18 protein-coding genes and 1 pseudogene are annotated in these 18,643 nt (G+C 70.3%); 14 read left to right on the forward strand and 5 right to left on the reverse strand.

Annotated elements, in window-relative coordinates; all coding sequences use genetic code 11:
- Positions 1-69 precede the first annotated feature (69 nt).
- Entirely contained in the window at positions 70-1,278 is a 1,209-nt protein-coding gene (locus tag CES90_RS17535) for an alpha/beta hydrolase (RefSeq protein WP_189781140.1), read from the forward strand.
- A 75-nt stretch (positions 1,279-1,353) separates the two neighbouring features.
- Positions 1,354-2,208, forward strand: a complete 855-nt coding sequence (locus CES90_RS17540) for a DUF4429 domain-containing protein (protein ID WP_189781141.1) — start codon at positions 1,354-1,356, stop codon at positions 2,206-2,208.
- On the opposite strand, the gene CES90_RS17545 is transcribed toward CES90_RS17540, so the two are convergent.
- Together CES90_RS17545 and CES90_RS17550 are read right to left on the reverse strand one after the other, a co-directional pair.
- Positions 2,209-3,222 (reverse strand): aldo/keto reductase, encoded by a 1,014-nt coding sequence (locus tag CES90_RS17545; RefSeq protein ID WP_189781142.1) that lies wholly within the window; start codon positions 3,220-3,222, stop codon positions 2,209-2,211.
- On the reverse strand, positions 3,219-3,683 hold the full coding sequence (locus tag CES90_RS17550; protein ID WP_189781143.1) for a MerR family transcriptional regulator: 465 nt from the start codon (positions 3,681-3,683) through the stop codon (positions 3,219-3,221). The genes CES90_RS17545 and CES90_RS17550 overlap by 4 nt, the downstream gene beginning before the upstream one ends.
- 96 nt (positions 3,684-3,779) lie before the next feature.
- Here CES90_RS17550 and CES90_RS17555 point away from each other — a divergent pair, with 96 nt between their 5' ends.
- The 4 genes from CES90_RS17555 (at position 3,780) to CES90_RS17570 (ending at position 7,471) form a co-directional block, all read left to right on the forward strand.
- Positions 3,780-4,250 (forward strand): GNAT family N-acetyltransferase, encoded by a 471-nt coding sequence (locus CES90_RS17555; protein ID WP_189781144.1) that lies wholly within the window; start codon positions 3,780-3,782, stop codon positions 4,248-4,250.
- Between the two features lie 19 nt (positions 4,251-4,269).
- Positions 4,270-5,088, forward strand: a complete 819-nt coding sequence (locus tag CES90_RS17560; RefSeq protein WP_189781145.1) for a serine hydrolase domain-containing protein — start codon at positions 4,270-4,272, stop codon at positions 5,086-5,088.
- 48 nt (positions 5,089-5,136) lie between these two features.
- Entirely contained in the window at positions 5,137-6,267 is a 1,131-nt protein-coding gene (locus tag CES90_RS17565; protein ID WP_189781146.1) for a DUF5954 family protein, read from the forward strand.
- Between the two features lie 838 nt (positions 6,268-7,105).
- Positions 7,106-7,471 carry a hypothetical protein gene (locus CES90_RS17570; protein WP_189781147.1) on the forward strand — a complete coding sequence of 122 codons (366 nt, stop codon included), beginning with the start codon at positions 7,106-7,108 and terminating at the stop codon, positions 7,469-7,471.
- Positions 7,472-7,478: 7 nt separating this feature from the next.
- Here CES90_RS17570 and CES90_RS17575 read toward each other — a convergent pair whose 3' ends face one another.
- Positions 7,479-8,141 (reverse strand): pirin family protein, encoded by a 663-nt coding sequence (locus CES90_RS17575; RefSeq protein ID WP_189781148.1) that lies wholly within the window; start codon positions 8,139-8,141, stop codon positions 7,479-7,481.
- Positions 8,142-8,200: 59 nt separating this feature from the next.
- Here CES90_RS17575 and CES90_RS17580 point away from each other — a divergent pair, with 59 nt between their 5' ends.
- The 5 genes from CES90_RS17580 (at position 8,201) to CES90_RS17600 (ending at position 13,165) form a co-directional block, all read left to right on the forward strand.
- On the forward strand, positions 8,201-9,403 hold the full coding sequence (locus CES90_RS17580) for a PucR family transcriptional regulator (RefSeq protein WP_189781149.1): 1,203 nt from the start codon (positions 8,201-8,203) through the stop codon (positions 9,401-9,403).
- An 89-nt stretch (positions 9,404-9,492) separates the two neighbouring features.
- A complete protein-coding gene (locus tag CES90_RS17585; RefSeq protein ID WP_189781150.1) occupies positions 9,493-10,404 on the forward strand; it encodes an ACP S-malonyltransferase in 912 nt (303 codons plus the stop codon).
- A gap of 15 nt (positions 10,405-10,419) precedes the next feature.
- On the forward strand, positions 10,420-11,421 hold the full coding sequence (locus CES90_RS17590; protein ID WP_189781151.1) for a ketoacyl-ACP synthase III: 1,002 nt from the start codon (positions 10,420-10,422) through the stop codon (positions 11,419-11,421).
- 100 nt (positions 11,422-11,521) lie between these two features.
- On the forward strand, positions 11,522-11,770 hold the full coding sequence (locus CES90_RS17595; RefSeq protein ID WP_007381745.1) for an acyl carrier protein: 249 nt from the start codon (positions 11,522-11,524) through the stop codon (positions 11,768-11,770).
- Between the two features lie 123 nt (positions 11,771-11,893).
- Complete coding sequence (locus CES90_RS17600; RefSeq protein WP_189781152.1) at positions 11,894-13,165, forward strand: beta-ketoacyl-[acyl-carrier-protein] synthase family protein; 1,272 nt, start codon at positions 11,894-11,896, stop codon at positions 13,163-13,165.
- A gap of 90 nt (positions 13,166-13,255) precedes the next feature.
- Here the strand turns inward: CES90_RS17600 and CES90_RS17605 are convergent, their stop codons facing one another.
- On the reverse strand, positions 13,256-13,750 hold the full coding sequence (locus tag CES90_RS17605; RefSeq protein ID WP_189781153.1) for a DUF3145 domain-containing protein: 495 nt from the start codon (positions 13,748-13,750) through the stop codon (positions 13,256-13,258).
- A 289-nt stretch (positions 13,751-14,039) separates the two neighbouring features.
- Between CES90_RS17605 and CES90_RS17610 the strand changes: the two genes are divergently transcribed.
- Both CES90_RS17610 and CES90_RS17615 read left to right on the forward strand, forming a co-directional pair.
- Positions 14,040-14,948 carry an SGNH/GDSL hydrolase family protein gene (locus CES90_RS17610; RefSeq protein WP_189781154.1) on the forward strand — a complete coding sequence of 303 codons (909 nt, stop codon included), beginning with the start codon at positions 14,040-14,042 and terminating at the stop codon, positions 14,946-14,948.
- Positions 14,949-14,981: 33 nt separating this feature from the next.
- Entirely contained in the window at positions 14,982-15,962 is a 981-nt protein-coding gene (locus tag CES90_RS17615) for an aldose epimerase family protein (RefSeq protein ID WP_189781155.1), read from the forward strand.
- 11 nt (positions 15,963-15,973) lie between these two features.
- Here the strand turns inward: CES90_RS17615 and CES90_RS17620 are convergent, their stop codons facing one another.
- Positions 15,974-18,442 carry a beta-glucosidase gene (locus tag CES90_RS17620; protein ID WP_229913615.1) on the reverse strand — a complete coding sequence of 823 codons (2,469 nt, stop codon included), beginning with the start codon at positions 18,440-18,442 and terminating at the stop codon, positions 15,974-15,976.
- Positions 18,443-18,518: 76 nt separating this feature from the next.
- On the opposite strand from CES90_RS17620, the pseudogene CES90_RS17625 reads away from it, so the two are divergent.
- Positions 18,519-18,617 (forward strand): annotated as a pseudogene (locus tag CES90_RS17625) (TetR family transcriptional regulator); the annotation flags it as partial.
- Between the last annotated feature and the right edge of the window lie 26 nt (positions 18,618-18,643).

Below are 18,643 nucleotides of genomic sequence, written 5' to 3' on the forward strand. Positions count from 1 at the left end.
GTCCGCCAAACGTGATCTCCCCCACTCGGTTAACGCGAGACCCTTCCGTTCTCTTAGTGTGTCCTTTCAGTGACTTCCTTCGACTCCTCCCCGCAACTGAACGTCTGGCGCGCACTGCTGGCGCTGGCCGTCGTTTTCGTGATGCTGGCGACCACCGGTTGGACCGCGCTCCGCAGCCATCGAGGGGAGTCGCCGCTGCAGGCGTCGCTCTCCGCGTGGCAACGCGGACACCTCGACGGACGCGATCTGCCGGACGCCCAATCGTCCCCGTACCGACTGGCGTCGTTCTTCGCCTCGCTCAGCGAACGGCAGCGCACCCGGCTCGCCCAGCGCTACCCGCTCGCGATCGGCAACATGAACGGCGCCCCCGTCGAACTGCGTTACCGGGCCAACCGCATCGCGCTGAAGCAGCAGAGCAGACGCGAACGCCAGCGCATGCACGACGAACGGCTCTCCGCGGCCGGCCAGCAGCAGGCGGGCCGCCGGATGCACCGCTACGACATACTGGCCGTGAGGAGCCGGCACATCCTCGCGTTCGACCCCGAAGGCGCCGGCCGGGTCGCCGAGGTCTTCGGAAACCTCGACAAGGCCGAGCGCGTGTCGGTCGTCGTCCCCGGCGTCGACACCAACGTCCTCAACTTCCAGCGCACCAACCGCCAGTACTCGGCGCCCTTCGGCATGGCCAAGGCGCTCTACAAGGCGGAGCGGGCGGCGAGCCGCGGGACGCGTACGGCCGTCATCGCCTGGGCGGACTACACCGCGCCCGACGGCCTCGGCCTGGACTCCGCCACCGCGCTCCGCGCCGAACAGGGCTCGATCCGGCTGAACGCGCTGGTGCGGGCCCTGCCGGGCGCCTCCACGGTCGCGCTGCTGTGCCACAGCTACGGCTCGGTGGTGTGCGGGGTCGCCGCGAGCGCGCTGCCGGCGCGGGTGACCGACATAGCGGTCGCCGGCAGCCCCGGTATGCGCGTCGAGACGGCCTCCCAACTGCGTACGCCGGCCCGGGTGTGGGCCATGCGGGACGCCGACGACTGGGTCCAGGACGTTCCCTACCTGGAGGTCGGCGGGCTCGGGCACGGCGCCGACCCGGTCTCCGCGGAGTTCGGTGCGCGGATCCTGTCGGCGTCCGACGCCAAGGGGCACAGCGGCTATTTCGAGCCGGGGACCGAGAGTCTGTACAACCTCGCCGAAATCGGCGTCGGCGCCTACGAGTCGGTGCACTGCGCGCAGGAGGATGACGCATGCCTGGAGGGTTTGCCCGACGCCGCTGCGGCCTGACGCGCGTAGAGGACGGAAAAGTGCGGTTCGCCACGGGTCGGGACTTCGTCGCGTCGCGCGCATACGATGAGCCGCATGGGTGATGTACTGGCCGGATTTCACGCCGCCTGGGAGTTCGAGTCCGACTCCGTGCTCATCCGCTTCGAACGGGGGATCCGTACACCGAAGCTGTTCGCCGCGCTCGGCGAGCGGCGCGTCCCCCTGGAAGCGATCGCGGACGTGACGCTGACACCGGGGAAGCGGGGCACCGTCGTACTGCGCGTCGTGCCGAGACCGGGCGCCGATCCACTGATGGAAGCGGCGGCCGACCAGCTCAAGGAGAGCTCCGATCCGTACCGGCTGGTGATGCCGGCCGAGCGGGGGACTCTCGCCGAGTACTACGCCGACGAGCTGCGGGCCAGGTTGACCGAGTCGGGGCCCGCCGAACGGTTTCTGGTGGCGGCGCCCGAGGTGCCGTTGCAGTTCAAGGCGTACGACGGGAAGGCGTCGTTCGACGGGCGGTCGGTGTCGTTCCGGTGGTTCTGGACGGGCGCCTCCTCGGCGAAGTGGAAAGCCGGGGACCAGAGTTTTCCGGTGAGTTCACTCAGTGGGGTGGAGTGGCGGTCGCCGGAAATGTTCGAGGGCTATCTGCGGTTGCTGCGGCGGGATGCCGAGCAGCATGCGCAGCCCGATCAGGATCCGGCGGCCGTGGTGTTCGGGCTCGGGTACGGGCCCGTGCATGAGTCGTTGCCGTTCGCCGCGGCTGTGCTGGCGGCCGTGCGGGTGCGCTCCGCGGGGCCCGGGGATGCGGCCTTGGCCGCCGCCGTGCCGCGGCGGGATCCGGCCGACATCGCCGACCGGATCCGGCACCTCGGGGAGTTGCACCAGGCGGGGTTGGTCACGGACGAGGAGTTCAGTGTGAAGAAGGCGGAGTTGCTGGCGGAGCTTTAGCTACTCCCTGCCTGCGGAGGTGAACGTCATGTCCGCGTAGCGGTCTCCGGCCACCTTCGCCGCTATCGGTTCCAGCAACGCCATGTCCTCCTCGCCCAGGACCATGCGTGTCGCCGCCGTGTTCTCCTCCACCCGTCCCGGCTTGCGCGTGCCCGGGATCGGGACCACCTGGAGGCCGTACATGGCCGACTGCTGGTGGACCCAGGCCAGGGCGATCTGGCCGAGGGAGGCGTCGTGGGCGTCGGCCACGGCGCGGATCGGGTCCAGCAGGGCCGCGTTGGCCGCCGCGTTGTCGCCCGTGAAGCGGGGCTGGTGGCGGCGGAAGTCGTCCGCAGTGAGGTCCTCTGCCTTGGCGAAGGAGCCGGTGAGGAAGCCTCGGCCCAGGGGGGAGTAGGCGACGAGGGTGACGTCGAGTTCGCGGGCCGTGGGGACCACATGGGTCTCGATGTCCCGGCTGAAGAGGGACCATTCCGACTGGAGGGCGGCGATGGGGTGCACCGCGTGGGCGGTGCGGAGTTCGCCGGCCGTGACCTCGCTCAGGCCCAGGTGCTTGACCTTGCCCTCGCGGACGAGGTCGGCCATGACGCCGACGGTCTCCTCGATGGGGACGTTCACGTCGCGGCGGTGCATGTAGTAGAGGTCGATCACGTCGACGTCGAGGCGCCGCAGGCTCGCCTCCACGGACTCGCGGATGTGCGGGGCGTCGTTGCGGATGATCCGCTTGGTGGAGTCGTCCGGGTCGACCGCCAGGCCGAACTTGGTGGCGATGACGACCTCGTCGCGGTGGGCCTTGACGAAGGGGGCGAGGAACTTCTCGTTCTCGCCGGCGCCGTAGGCGTGGGCCGTGTCGTAGAGCGTGACGCCCAGTTCCAGGGCGCGTTCGAGGGTGGCCCTCGACTCCGCCGCGTCCGAGGGGCCGTACGCGAAGCTCATGCCCATGCAGCCGAGGCCCTGTACGCCGACCTCGGGGCCGTCCGCTCCCAGCCGTGCCTTGGCGATCCTGCCGTTCGTCATGAGGCCCTCTCCGACGCCAGGGCCTGCCCGGCGTCCGCGTAGAAGTCGATTTTGCGGTCGAGCACGCTCAGGGTGTCCTGGAGCTCGGCGATCCGGGCCAGGACGTCCTCCCGGGTCGATTTGAGGAGGTCGAAGCGCTCGGCGTAGGTGTGGTCGCCCTCGCGGACGAGTTCCGCGTACCGGACCATGTCGGCGACCGGCATGCCGGTGAGCCGGAGCTTGCCGACGAGGTCGAGCCAGTCGAGGTCGCGGTTGCGGTAGCGGCGCTGGCCGGTGTGGGAACGGTCGATGTGCGGCATCAGGCCGATCCGCTCGTACCAGCGCAGGGTGTGCGCCGTCAGCCCCGTGAGGGTGGCGACCTCGCTGATCGTGTACTTGTCCTGTCCTTCCGGCCGCCGCTCGTACAAGGGCAGTCCGGCGCAGTTCTGGGTCCTGGTACCTGTCGTCTCCACCACGGTCATGGCCTCAACGCTAAAACCCTGGAGTGCGCTCCAAGCAAGCGGAATCCGATGAAATTCCGGCGACACACGGAGAGTTGGCTGACTACCGTGCGGATCATGAGGCTTGTACGGCGTGCCACGGCCGAGGACGCGGAGGAAGTGCTCCGGCTGCGTCAGGTGATGATCGACTCGATGCGCGGAGCGGACCGCTCCACCGACTGGCATGAGGAGTCCCTGCCCACGGTACGCCGCAGACTCGCCGACCCGGACGGGGACTTCGTGGCCTTCGTGATCGACCATCCGGAGCGGCCGGGCGCCCTCGCCGCGCTGGTGGCCGGGACGGTCGAGTACCGCATCGGGCGGGCCGGGAACCCGCACGGCTCCGTCGGGTATGTGTTCAGCGTGGCCACCGATCCCGACTCCCGGCGCCGGGGCCACGCGCGCGCCTGCATGGAGGTCCTCCTGGAGTGGTTCCGCACGAAGGGCGTCGCCCAGGTCGACCTGAACGCGTCCGCCGAGGCCGAGCCGCTCTACGCCGCCCTGGGCTTCGTCCGCAAGCCGGACCCCTCTATGCGGCTGAACCTCTGAGCCGCATAGTCTCGTACACATGTCCTTGCAGAGCCTCGCTTTGATCGAGAACTGGCCGGTCCCCACCGCCGCCGCGGCCGTCGTGCGGGCGGACGGCACCGTACTGGGGGCCCATGGCCCGCTCGGGCAGCGGTTCGCGCTGGCCTCGGTCACCAAGCCGCTCGCCGCGTACGCCTTGCTCGTCGCGTACGAGGAGGGGGCGGTCGAGCTGGACGGGCCGGCGGGGCCGGACGGGTCGACCGTACGGCATCTGCTCGCGCACACCTCGGGGCTGGCCTTCGACGAGCACCGGGTGACGGCGGCGCCCGGGGAGCGGCGGCTGTACTCCAACGCCGGGTTCGAGGTGCTCGGGGACCATGTCGCCAAGGCGACGGACATCCCGTTCGCGGAGTATCTGCGGCAGGCGGTACTGGAACCGCTGGGGATGACGGCCACCACGCTCGACGGTTCTCCGGCCAAGGACGGCGTCTCGACCGTGGACGACCTCGTGCGGTTCGCGGCCGAGGTGCAGGCGCCCCGGCTGCTCGATCCACGTACGGTCGCCGAGGCGATGACCGTGCAGTACCCGGGAACGAAGGGTGTGCTGCCGGGCTACGGCCACCAGAACCCCAACGACTGGGGCCTCGGCTTCGAGATCAGGGACGCCAAGTCACCGCACTGGACGGGTACTTCGTCGTCGCCGGGGACCTTCGGGCACTTCGGGCAGTCGGGTACGTTCCTGTGGATCGACCCGGCGGCGGGGGTGGCCTGCGTGGCGTTGACGGACCGGGCGTTCGGACCGTGGGCGATCGAGGCGTGGACGCCGTTCACGGACGCGGTGCTGGCCGAGTTGGTGTGATTCCCCGTTCTGCGGCGAAGTCGCCTCGGATTCGGGCACATTCAGTACATGACCGGTTACGAAGACAGGGTGCCTGGTTATCTGACCTTCCGGGTCGCCCCGCAGGAAGGCCCCATCGCGGCATTCGCCGAGCAGGAGGCATGGCAGGCGCGGGAACGGTATCCCGGGCTGATGGCGGTGAGCCTCGCGGAGTTCTTCCATGCGCGGGAGCTCGACGCCGGAGGCTGGGAGCTGTCCGAGTACGGCAGCGACACCCCGCAGGGCGCCAGGGACACCCTGGGTTCGCACTTCCGGATGCGCGCCAAGGAAGCCGAGGACGCCGGTGACGCGAAGGCGCGGAAGGCGTGGATGGCGGCCGCCCTGCGCATGGACCGGGAAGTCGTCGACGACCTCCGGGTTCGCGGCGAGCGGTACCGCATCGTGCGGGCCGCGAAGTTCATCCGCATGGGGCGCGGCGGGCCCGAACCGCCCCGGCCCTCCGATCCCGACCCGGCGGAGGTCGGGGAGGCCTACCGTGTGCGGTCACGCACCAAGGGCTTCGTTGTCGATCCGTACACCAGCGCCGGGCTGTCCGACAGCCTGCTGAAGTTCGATCTCCTGCAGCTCTTCGGATCCGCCTCCGGCACACCGGAGGACGTACTGGCCGACGCACGGCATGCCGCTGTGGCCTGTCCGGGCGGTGTGCTGCTGCCGGCGGTGTTCATGATCTCCGAGCGGGTGGACGGGGAGTGGAGGTCGCACAACCCCGGGTCATCGCACTCCACACCGCAGGGGGCACGCGACAGCCTGGCGGCATGGCTGCGGGTCATGGCGCCGTTCACGCTGCGGCTGTCGGACGAGAAGAAGGCGGAGTACGCGCGAGCGGCCGACCTGCTGGACGAAAAGCGCGGCAACAGCCTGAGCGTCGACGGGACCCGTTTCCGTGTCACCCGCGTCGAGCGGCTGATCCGTATCGGCCCCGACGGCCCGGAGGGGCCCCGGCCCAGCGACTTCGACCCGGAGCCGCCGGTGGAGGTCCACACGCGGCAGCTGAAGGAGCAGGGGCTGTGGACGGACGGGGACGAGGATGCTCCGATCGAACTCGACGAACGGACCCTTGAGCTGAAGGCGCTGTGGGACCAGGAGGAGATCCGCCGCGCGGCGGCCGAGGAGCGGCGGGCGAAAAGGAAACGCGGCTGAGCCTGGTGGGAACCTCCGGGCTCAGCCGGGCTTTGCCGGCGGTCGGGGATGCCCGGTGGGGCGCCCCCCGACCGCCGTCCTCGCCCGTGTGGCGATCAAGCGCGGGCTCACCGTACGTCCGACCTCGGCTCGACCCGGTACTCGAACCGTTGCGGTGCCGGCCGGGATCGGATCGGATCGAGCGCGGTGGGTTGATCCTTGTTGGGCACACAGTGACTGATCCGTTTGGATGGCCCTCCCTCGCACAGGTCATCACCCTGCGCCAGGAGGCGTCGCTCACCCCGCTGCGCCAGTCCGGGTCCTGGCTGCCCGCCGCGATCGGGGAGCAGATCACCCGGGGGGTCTCGGCCTCGACCAGGCTGCTGGCGGATTCTCTCCCGCCCACCACGCCGTACACCCGTGCCGGTGCCCCCGCCCCACCCACGGCCCACACCCCCCGGGCGGAGCCGGCCCCCCCACAGTCCCCCCGCGCATCGCCGTACGCCCGGCCGCCCGGGCCCCAGGCACCGCCCCCTCCCCCGCGGCCACACATGTGGCGCCCCGGCCCACAGCCGCAACCACACACGCGCCCCGTTCCTCCGCCGCCCAGAAGCAAGGCGGGCAGGATCGTGGCGCTCGTGTTGGGACTGCTCGTGTTGCAGCTCGGGGGCTGTGCCGCGGTCGTGGGCGTCATCGGGAACGCGACGGAAGGCATTACGGGCTCCCATGAGGGGTCGAGCATCTACGAAGCGACCTCGACCTCCGGCGGAGGTTCCGGCTCGGGCGGCTCCGGGCCGCTTGCCGACTCCGATCACGCCCCGGCCAGTCACAAGGGTGTCGACATCCCGGCGACCACTATGTGCGCTTCACGGACTCGCCGCCCAAGCCGCTCAGCACGTTCGACAGCGTCGACGGGACCGGCGGAGACCTCTACTACGTCAATGACCTCTCGGGGACGAGGATTGTGCTCGGCGGCAACAAGCTCGTCCTGCTGAACACCACTCAGCAGGGCTCGCTCGACACCTGCCTGAACGAGACCCGGTACGCGCTGAGCGTGTCGCTCGACCAGGTCTCCAGGGGCTCCCAGCCATGTGTACACACCGCCCGCGGCCACATGGGCCTGGTCACGATCCAAGGGGCCGCCTCCGCGAACGACCCCAGCGACTACATCACCGTGGACATCACGGTGTGGCGGAACGCGGAGGAGCCGAGCAGCGGGATCTGAGCCTCCGTCACCCCGCCAGCTCCCACACCAGCACCTCCGCCGGCCCCGACATCCCCACGAGCTCCAGCCCCTTCTCCCCCTCCACCCGCACCGAGTCCCCGGGCCCCAGCCCGTGCTCCCCGAGCCGCACCTCACCCCGGACGACATGCACATACACCCGCGGCGCGTCCGGTACGGCGGTGCGCTCCCCCGCCGTGCCCAGCCGTCGTACGTGCAGTATGGCGCCCGCCTCCGGGACGGCGTAGGGGGTGGAGTCGGCGATGCCGTGGACGATCTCGTACGACGGGTCGCCGCCCGGGTCCAGGGGGGCCAGCCACATCTGAACGAAGGTCAGGGGCGCGGAACCGTCGTTGCGTTCCACGTGCCGTACGCCGCCCGCCGAGCTGAGGCGTTGGACGTCGCCGGGGCGGACGAGCGTCTCGTGGCCGGTGGTGTCGCGGTGGGTGAGCTCGCCCTCGACGACCCAGGTGACGATCTCGGTGTTGCTGTGCGGGTGCTCGTCGAAGCCGGCGCCGGGGGCGAGGCGCTCCTCGTTGCAGGCGATCACCGCACCGAAGCGGAGGTTGTCCGGGTCGTAGTGCGCCCCGAAGGAGAAGGCGTGCAGGGAGGCGATCCCGGACTCGGGGTCACCTCCGGGGTAGCGCTCGTCGGCGCGCCGTACGTCGATCACGTACTCCACGGTAGCGACCCGCGCCGCGCGTCGACGTCCCGATAAGGCAGTCTTGTCCCGTGCCCGAACCCGAAACCCGTAAATCCGAACCCGTACCGCACGTCCACGCGCACGCCGGAACGTTGCGGCGGTTGGAGAAGTCGTCCGGAAGCCTTGCCGCGCAGGCCATCACACGGATGGACGAGACGCTGCCCTGGTACCGGGCGATGCCGCCGGAGAACCGGTCGTGGATCGGGCTGGTCGCGCAGGCCGGTATCGCCGCGTTCACGGAGTGGTTCCGGCACCCGGACGCCCCGCAGGCGATCTCGACGGATGTGTTCGGCACGGCGCCGCGTGAGCTGACCCGGGCGATCACGCTGCGGCAGACCGTGGAGATGGTGCGGACGACGATCGAGGTCATGGAGTCCGCGATCGACGAGGTGGCCGCTCCCGGTGACGAGTCCGTGCTGCGCGAGGCGCTCCTCGTCTACGCGCGCGAGATCGCCTTCGCCACCGCACAGGTGTACGCGCAGGCCGCCGAGGCACGGGGTGCCTGGGACGCCCGCCTTGAGTCGCTGGTCGTGAACGCGGTGCTCAGCGGGGAGGCCGACGAGGGTGCGGTGAGCAGGGCCGCCGCCCTCGGCTGGAACTCCCCCGAGCATGTGTGCGTGGTCCTCGGCACCGCCCCGGACGGCGACAGCGAGCTGACCGTGGAGGCGATCCGACGGGCTGCCCGGCACGCCAAGTTGCAGGTGCTCACCGGTGTGCTCGGCGACCGGCTCGTGGTCATCGCCGGAGGCAGCAACAATCCGTTGCAGGTGGCGAAGTCGCTGATCGGGCCGTATGCCGCGGGACCCGTCGTCGCGGGGCCGGTCGTGCCCGACCTGCTGGCCGCGACCCGGTCCGCGCAGGCGGCGGCCGCGGGGCTCAAGGCCTGTTCCGCCTGGCAGGACGCGCCCCGGCCCGTGCTGGCGGACGATCTCCTTCCGGAGCGGGCCATCGCGGGAGACCCGAACGCCCGTGAGCAGTTGGTGGAGGAGATCTACAGACCGCTGGAGGAGGCCGGCTCCGCGCTGCTGGAGACGCTCAGCGTCTATCTCGAACAGGCCTCCAGTCTCGAAGGCGCGGCCCGGATGCTCTTCGTCCATCCCAACACCGTGCGCTACCGGCTTCGACGTGTGACTGACGTCACCGGTTGGTCTCCTTCAGATGTACGCTCTGCGTTCACACTGCGGATCGCGCTGATCCTGGGGCGTCTGGTGAATGGAGATCCTCAGCTCTAGGGTTTTGTCGGGGGGCTACAAAAGCCCCTCGTGTTCTTCGTCCCTGTCCCCACGGGCGGCGTCGGCCGTCCCCAAGAGAGAGTGTGAGAGTGCTCGTACTCGTCGCTCCCGGCCAAGGCGCCCAGGCGCCCGGCTTCCTGACCCCCTGGCTCGAACTCCCCGGTGCCGCCGACCGCCTCGCCGCGTGGTCGGACGCCATCGGGCTCGACCTCGTCCACTACGGGACGAACGCCGACGCGGACGAGATCCGGGACACCTCGGTGGCCCAGCCGCTGCTGGTCGCGGCCGGACTGCTGTCCGCCGCGGCACTCGGTGACATGACGCCCGGCGCGGTCGCGGGCCACAGCGTCGGCGAGATCACCGCCGCCGCCTTCGCCGGTGTCCTCGACGTTTCCGAAGCCCTGGCCCTCGTACGCAAGCGGGGTCTGGCCATGGCCGAGGCCGCCGCGATCACCGAGACGGGTATGTCCGCGCTGCTCGGCGGCGACCCCGAGACGACCGTTCCGCATCTGGAGAAGCTGGGCCTGACCCCGGCGAACGTGAACGGTGCGGGCCAGATCGTGGCCGCCGGCACCCTGGAGCAGCTGGCCGCGCTGGAGGCGGACAAGCCCGAGGGTGTCCGCCGGGTCGTGGCCCTCAAGGTCGCCGGCGCCTTCCACACGCACCACATGGCCCCCGCGGTCGACGCGCTCGCCGAGGCCGCCGCCGGACTCTCCCCCGGGGACCCGAAGTTCACGTACGTGTCGAACAAGGACGGGAAGGCCGTCGCCACCGGCGCCGACGTGCTCGCCCGGCTGGTCGGCCAAGTCGCCAACCCGGTCCGCTGGGACCTGTGCATGGAGACCTTCAAGGAGCTGGGCGTGACCGCGCTCGTCGAGGTGTGCCCGGGCGGCACGCTCACCGGTCTCGCCAAGCGCGCGCTGCCGGGTGTGAAGACCCTGGCGCTCAAGACCCCCGACGATCTCGACGCCGCTCGCGAGCTCATCGCAGAGCACGCCTGACAAGGAGCCCGGAGCATGGCGAAGCTGAAGCCCAGCAAGGGTGCCCCGTACGCGCGCATCCTCGGTGTCGGCGGTTACCGCCCGACCCGGGTCGTGCCGAACGAGGTGATCCTCGAGACGATCGACTCGTCCGACGAGTGGATCCGCTCCCGCTCCGGTATCGAGACCCGGCACTGGGCGAGCGACGAGGAGACGGTCGCCGCGATGTCGATCGAGGCCTCCGGCAAGGCGATCGCCGACGCCGGGATCTCGGCCGAGCAGATCGGCGGTGTGATCGTCTCCACCGTCTCGCACTTCAAGCAGACACCTGCCGTCGCCACCGAGATCGCCGACAAGCTCGGCACGGACAAGGCCGCCGCCTTCGACATCTCGGCGGGCTGCGCGGGCTTCGGCTACGGGCTCACCCTCGCGAAGGGCATGATCGTCGAGGGATCGGCGGAGTACGTACTCGTCATCGGCGTCGAGCGGCTGTCCGACCTGACCGACCTGGAGGACCGGGCGACGGCCTTCCTGTTCGGCGACGGCGCCGGCGCGGTCGTCGTGGGCCCGTCCGAGGAGCCGGGCATCGGCCCTACCGTCTGGGGCTCCGAGGGCGACAAGTCCGAGACGATCAAGCAGACCGTGCCGTGGACGGACTACCGCACCGGCCAGGTCGCCAAGTTCCCCGCGATCACGCAGGAGGGCCAAGCGGTGTTCCGCTGGGCCGTGTTCGAGATGGCGAAGGTCGCGCAGCAGGCGCTGGACGCGGCCGGGATCAGCCCGGACGACCTGGACGTCTTCATCCCGCACCAGGCCAACGAGCGGATCATCGACTCGATGGTGAAGACACTCAAGCTGCCGGAGCACGTCACGGTCGCCCGCGATGTGCGCACCACCGGCAACACCTCGGCCGCCTCGATCCCGCTCGCGATGGAGCGGCTCCTGGCGACCGGCGAGGCGAAGAGCGGCGACACCGCGCTCGTCATCGGCTTCGGGGCGGGTCTCGTGTACGCAGCGACGGTCGTTACCCTCCCCTAGGCAACCGTTCCGGATCATGCGGTCCGGAACGGAAACCGCAACACCTGCCGCCGACGCGGCGGACGCCCAACACTCTGGATATCTACGAAGGAGCGCCCTCATGGCCGCCACTCAGGAAGAGATCGTCGCCGGTCTCGCCGACATCGTGAACGAGATCGCCGGCATCCCGGTCGAGGACGTCCAGCTGGACAAGTCCTTCACCGACGACCTGGATGTCGACTCCCTGTCCATGGTCGAGGTCGTCGTCGCCGCCGAAGAGCGCTTCGACGTCAAGATCCCGGACGACGACGTCAAGAACCTCAAGACGGTCGGCGACGCGACCGACTACATCCTCAAGCACCAGGCCTGATCCACCGGATCGGGCCCCGGCCCGGTCCCCGGATCAGTCCGTTCTGCCCCGCCACCCGGCGGTGGCGCCGTTGTCCCCGCCCCGGCGGGGTTGTCCTCCTCGTAACTGTTGGAGAAAGTTTCCGTGAGCTCGACCAATCGCACCGTGGTCGTCACCGGTATCGGCGCAACCACACCGCTGGGTGGCGACGCGACTTCCACCTGGGAGGGGCTGGTCGCCGGACGTTCCGGTGTCGGTCTCCTGGAGCAGGAGTGGGCCGCCGACCAGGCGGTACGTATCGCCGCGCAGATCGCTGTGGAACCGACCGAGGTCATTCCGCGCCCGCAGGCCCGCCGACTGGACCGCTCCGCGCAGTTCGCGCTGATCGCGGCCAAGGAGGCGTGGGCCGACGCCGGTTACACCGAGACGTCCGCCGACGACGGCACCGTCGACGCCGACCGGGTCGGCGCGGTCATCGCCTCCGGCATCGGTGGTGTGACGACCCTCCTCGACCAGTACGACGTGCTGAAGGAGAAGGGCGTACGCCGTGTCTCCCCGCACACCGTGCCCATGCTGATGCCCAACGGCCCGTCCGCCAACGTCGGTCTGTACGTCGGCGCGCGCGCCGGTGTGCACACCCCGGTCTCCGCCTGCGCGTCGGGCGCCGAGGCCATCGGCTACGCCATCGAGATGATCCGCACCGGCCGCGCCGACGTCGTGATCGCCGGTGGCACCGAGGCCGCGATCCATCCGCTGCCGATCGCCGCGTTCGGCAACATGATGGCGATGTCCAAGAACAACGAGAACCCGCAGGGCGCGTCGCGTCCCTACGACACCGGGCGTGACGGCTTCGTGCTCGGTGAGGGCGCGGGTGTGGTGGTGCTGGAGTCCGCCGAGCACGCGGCAGCGCGTGGCGCCCGTGTCTACGCGGAAGCGGTCGGCCAGGGCGTCTCCGCCGACGGTCACGACATCGTCCAGCCCGAGCCGGAGGGTCGGGGCATCGCCCACGCCCTGCAGAACCTGCTGGACCGGACCGACCTCGACCCCGCCGAGATCGTGCACGTCAACGCGCACGGGACGTCGACGCCGGCCGGTGACATCGCCGAGTTGAAGGCGCTGCGCAAGGTGTTCGGTGACGACACCGACCACTTCGCCGTGTCCGCGACGAAGTCCATGACGGGGCATCTGCTGGGCGGTGCCGGTGGTGTGGAGACCGTGGCGACGGTGCTCGCGCTGTACCACCGGGTGGCTCCGCCGACGATCAACGTGGACGACCTCGACCCCGAGGCCGAGGCCAACGCCGACATCGTGCGGGGCGAGGCTCGCAAGCTTCCCGTTGAGGGCCGTATCGCCGCGCTGAACGACTCGTTCGGGTTCGGCGGGCACAACGTGGTTCTGGCGTTCCGGACGGTCTGATCTCCCGTCGTACGAACATCTCCCGTCCTACGAACGTGAAGGGCTCCCACCGGTCGGTGGGAGCCCTTCGTTCGTGTCGGGACTTGTCGCTTACACGACCTGGTGCAGCCAGCGGACCGGGGCGCCCTCTCCCGCGTATCTGAAGGGCTCCAACTCGTCGTCCCACGGCTTGCCCAGGAGCTTGGCGATCTCTGCCTCCAGGTCCGTCTCTCCGCTGCGGGAGCGCGTGAGCGCCGCGCGGAGGCGGTCCTCGGGGATGAGGATGTCGCCGTGGATGCCGGTGACGGCGTGGAAGATGCCCAGGTCGGGGGTGCAGCTGTAGCGCTCGCCCTCGGCGGTGGGGCAGGGCTCGGCGGTGACCTCGAAGCGGAGGAGGTGCCAGCCGCGCAGCGCCGAGGCGAGCTTGGAGGCGGTGCCGGCCTGGCCCTGCCAGGAGAACTCCGAGCGCCAGGTGCCCGGCGCGGCCGGCTGCCGGATCCAGTCGAGGTTCACCCGGGTCCCCAGAACCCCCGCGACGGCCCACTCGACGTGCGGGCACAGCGCGCGCGGCGCGGAGTGCACGTACAGAACTCCACGTGTCGTCACCGGGGCCTCCACAGAGCGGTGCTTCTTGTAACTTGACGGAACGGCAGTGGCGGAGCGGGCCACGTGGCGAGGCTACCGTGCGGCGAAGCAAGGAGTGTGACGTACCGTCGGAGCCAACGCCAGGAAGAACTCGGGTTTCACCCGAGGGGACGCCTGTACGTATGAGAACAGTTGCACCTTCCGTCCCGTCAAACCCAATCTTCATCCGTAGCCGGGCCCCGCGTCGGGAACTCTCGTGCGTTGTCATGAGTGGGGGTTGCACGTGTATGGAGAGAGAAGGGGACCAGGGATGCGGAAGCGACGCCACCGTTCGCACCGTTCGAGGGCGGGGGTCGGTGCCGTCGTGGCGGCGTTCCTGCTGGGTACGGCCGCGTGCGACGCCAGCGGTGGCGACTCCCCAGGTCCCCGGGCCACCGAGGCGAAGGCCCGGCCCTCCGCGTTGCCCACCCCCACCTGGGACAGCACCCCCGAGTCACTGGTCGCCGTCGGGGACTCCATCACCCGTGGCTTCGACGCGTGCGAGGTGCTCTCCGACTGCCCCGAGGTGTCATGGGCCACCGGCAGTGACGCGTCGGTCGACAGTCTCGCCGTACGACTGCTGGGCAAGACCGGGGCTGCCCAGCGGAGCTGGAACTACGCGGTCACCGGGGCCCGGATGGCCGACCTGCCGAGCCAGGTGGCGCGGGCCGTGACCCGCGAGCCCGAACTCGTCGCGGTGATGATCGGCGCGAACGACGCCTGCCGGGCCACCACCGGCGACATGACCCCGGTCACCGACTTCCGCGCCGACTTCGAGGACGCGATGGCCACGTTGCGCAAGAGCCTGCCGAAGGCACAGGTGTTCGTGGCGAGCGTGCCCGATCTGAAGCGGCTGTGGAGCGAAGGGCGGACGAATCCGCTCGGCAAGCAGGTCTGGAAGCTGGGCATCTGTCCGTCGATGCTGGCCGATCCGGATGTGATGACCTCGGCCGCGACCGAGCGGCGCGACGCCGTTCAGGAACGCGTGGTGGCGTACAACGACGTCCTGCGCGATGTCTGCGCCGAGGACCGCTACTGCCGCTACGACGGGGATGCCGTCTTCGACTACCGGTTCGGGCAGGCGCAGCTCAGCCAGTGGGACTGGTTCCATCCGAGCGTGAACGGACAGGCGCGGCTGGCGGAGATCGCGTATCGGGTGGTGAGCGGGAAGGGCACGTGACCGGGGTTCCGGGGGTGACCTAGAGTTTCGCTCATGAACGAACTTTTCGGCACACTTTCCGACGGCACGCCTGTTCATCGCTGGACGCTGGAGCGGGGCGGCACGCGGGTGCGCGTCCTGACGTACGGCGGGATCGTGCAGTCGGTCGAGGTCCCGGACCGCGAGGGCCGAGCCGTTGATGTGGTGCTGGGGTTCGCCGACCTCGACGGGTACCTGCGGAATCAGGGGCCGTTCTTCGGGGCGCTGATCGGGCGGTACGCCAATCGGATCGCCCGGGGGCGCTTCACGTTGGACGGCCGGACGTACGAACTGGAGTGCAACAATCCGCCCAACTCCCTGCATGGTGGTGCGCTCGGGTTCGACAAGCGGGTGTGGGACGCCGAAGCCGTCGAGGGTGGGGTGCGGTTGTTCCGCGTCAGTCCGGATGGGGAGGAGGGGTTCCCCGGGCGGCTCGAGGTGTCCGCCACGTACACGCTCGACGAGGACGGTCGTGCGCTGCGGGTCTCGTACGAGGCGGTCACCGATGCGCCGACTGTCGTGAACCTCACCAACCACTCGTACTGGAATCTCGCGGGGGCCTCGGCCGGGAGTGCGGGTGGGCATGAGCTGCGGATCGATGCGGCGCGGGTGACGCCGGTGAACGGGGATCTGATTCCGACGGGTGAACTGGCCGAGGTCGAGGGGACGCGGTTCGACTTTCGCGTGGCACGGAAGGTGGGGGCCGGGTACGACCACAACTTCGTGCTCGACAAGGGGGTTACGGGGGGTGCCGAGGTGGTGGCGGAGTTGTTCGAGCCGGGATCAGGGCGGGTGTTGACCGTGGCTACGACGGAGCCGGGGATGCAGGTCTATACGGCGGATCATCTGGAGGGGGCGTTCGGGCCCGGGGATGGGATCGCCTTGGAGACGCAGCACTTTCCTGATTCGCCCAACCGGCCGCAGTTTCCGAGTACGGAGTTGCGGCCGGGCGGCGTGTATCGGTCGGAGACTGTTTATGGGTTCGGGGTTCGTTAGCCGCAGTTCCCTTACGCTTCGACAGTTGCCCTTACCCGGCGGTCTGCGATTGAGCGGGCGGCCGCTACCTCGTACGAACCCTTCACGTAGGTCCAGGCGTTGGCGCTCTCGTCCCAGGTTTCGAAGGCTCGGCGTGGGAGTTCGATAACTGCCTCCGCCGTCTCGCCCGGAGCCGCCTCGACCGTGGCGAAGCCGGCCAGCCAGCGGGTCGGGCGGGTCGCGTCCGGGGTGGTCGGGGCCAGGTAGAGCTGTACGGTCTCTCGGCCTGTGCGGGTGCCCGTGTTGCGGACCCGGACCCTCACTGTCGTCGTGTCCGTGATCTCGATCGTCTCGTATGTCCAGTCGGTGTAGCCGAGGCCGTGGCCGAAGGGGTACGACGGGGTCCTGCCCTCCTTCTGCCAGGCTCGGTAGCCGATGAAGACGTCCTCGGTGTACGGGAGTTCGCCGTTCGACGGGAGGACTCGGGTGACCGGGGCCTCGGTCAGGGTGCCCCAGGTGGTGGGCAGGCGGCCGCCCGGTTCGTGGGTGCCCGTGAGGACGTCCGCCAGGGCGGCGCCGCCCTCCTGGCCGGGGAACCAGCTCAGCAGGACGGCGGCGACGTCCTCGCGCCACGGCAGCTCCACCGGGGAGCCGGAGTTGACGACCACGACGGTGTGGGGGTTGGCGGCGGCGACGGCACGGACGAGGTCGTCCTGGCGGCCGGGGAGCGTCAGGTCCTCGCGGTCGAAGCCCTCGGACTCGACGCGCTCCGTGGTCGCGACCACGACCACGGCCGTGTCCGCGTCGCGTGCCGCTTCGACGGCCTCGGCGATCAGGTCGTCGGGGTCGCGCTGCGGGTCCTGGTGGGCGAGGGCGAAGATGATCGCCTGCATCGGGATGTCTTCGGTGTGTTCCACGACGTAGGTGAGGGAGACCTCGACCGGTTCGCCGGCGGTCAGTTCGACCTGGGCCCGGGGCGTGGGCTCGCCGAAGAAGGTGATGAAGTGGTCGTCCTTCGGGGGGCTCTGGACATCGTCGAAGTACGTCGTGCCGCCGATGGTGAGCTTGAAGGTGCCGATGCCCTGGATGCCGAAGGTGTGCGGGCCGCTCTCGCGCGGGGTGAAGGCGCCGGTCAACTCCACGGTGTGCAGCCGCTCGTGGGTGACGCCTTCCGGCAGGCCCGAGGGCCCCATCCACTTGAGCTGGCCGCCCGGCGCGGAGTCCGAGCCGATGACGTCGCCGTCGGCGTCCCGGCACACGGCGCGCAGTTCGAAGCGCGCGTCGAAGACGGAGAGTTCGGTGTTCGGGTCGGCACCGACGGCGTAGGTCAGGGCGCCCTCGGGGAGGGCGGCGGTGAGGCCGTCGAGCGGGGAGACGATCCGGGCGGGGAAGACGGTGGCGGAGCCGCCGCCTAGGACACGGGCATCGCGGGCGGCGGCGCCGATGAGCGCGACGGTGCCGTTCGGCCGCAGCGGGAGGGCGCCCTGGTTGCGGACCAGGACGAAGGAGCGGCGGGCGATCTCGCGGGCCAGCGCGCTGCCGTCGACGGTCTCGGGGAGGTCGGTGACGACGGGCTCGGCGCCGTCGAGGATGCCGACGCGGGCGGCGAGCCGCAGGACGTTGCGCACGGCGTCGTCGACCTTGGCCTCGGCCACCTTGCCGTCCCGTACCGCCTGCGCGAGGGGCTCGCCGTACACGGTCCGCGGACCCGGCATGGCGACGTCGAGGCCGCCCTCGATGGCGCCGGTGGTGGAGCGGGCGGCCAGCCAGTCGGAGACGTTGAAGCCGTCGAAGCCCCACTCGCCGCGCAGGACTTCGTTCACGAGGTAGCGGTGCTCGGTCATGGTCTTGCCGTTGACCGTGTTGTAGGCCGTCATGATGCCCCAGGGGTGGGCGTTCGCGACGATCGCCTCGAAGGGGGCCAGGTACAGCTCGCGCAGGGCGCGCTCGGAGACGAGGTTGTCCACCGTGAAGCGGTCGGTCTCGGCGTCGTTGGCGACGAAGTGCTTGACCGTGGTGCCCACTCCGCCGGACTGCACGCCGGTCACATAGCCCGAGCCGATCTCGCCGGTCAGATACGGGTCCTCGCTGTACGCCTCGAAGTGGCGGCCGCCGAGTGGGGAGCGGTGCAGGTTGACGGTGGGGGCGAGGAGGACGTGGACGCCCTTGCGGCGGGCCTCCTGGGCCAGCAACACCCCTGCTCGGCGGGCGAGTTCGGGGTCCCAGGTGGCGGCGAGAGCGGTCGGGGAGGGCAGCGCGACGGACGGGTCGTCCGCCGTCCAGCGCACTCCTCGTACGCCGATCGGGCCGTCCGACATGACGAGGGACCGCAGGCCGATCTCGGGCAGGGCGGGCAGGGTCCACATGTCCTGGCCGGACAGCAGTCGGGCCTTGGCGTCGAGGTCGAGCTTGGCCAGGGCCGCCTCGACGACCGCCTCGCGCGCCTCGTCCCGCCGGGCCGTTTCCGTTGTCGCCACCGTCTCCGCCACCGTCTTCGCCACTGCGGCACCTCCTCGTTGAAAGCCTGGGCGTCTCCATCTTGCACGTGTCACCAGTAGATGAGTACGGCGCGCGGAGATCGTGCGGGCCGCGCTGGCGGTGATCGCCGAGCGTGGGTACCGCGCGGCGAGCCTGGCCGCGGTCGCGGAGCGGGTGGGGCTCACGCAGCAGGGGTTGACATGCCGGGGGCGTTTCGGGACTTC

The sequence above is a fragment of the Streptomyces capitiformicae genome, assembly GCF_002214185.1.
In the GTDB taxonomy this organism is placed as follows: domain Bacteria; phylum Actinomycetota; class Actinomycetes; order Streptomycetales; family Streptomycetaceae; genus Streptomyces; species Streptomyces capitiformicae.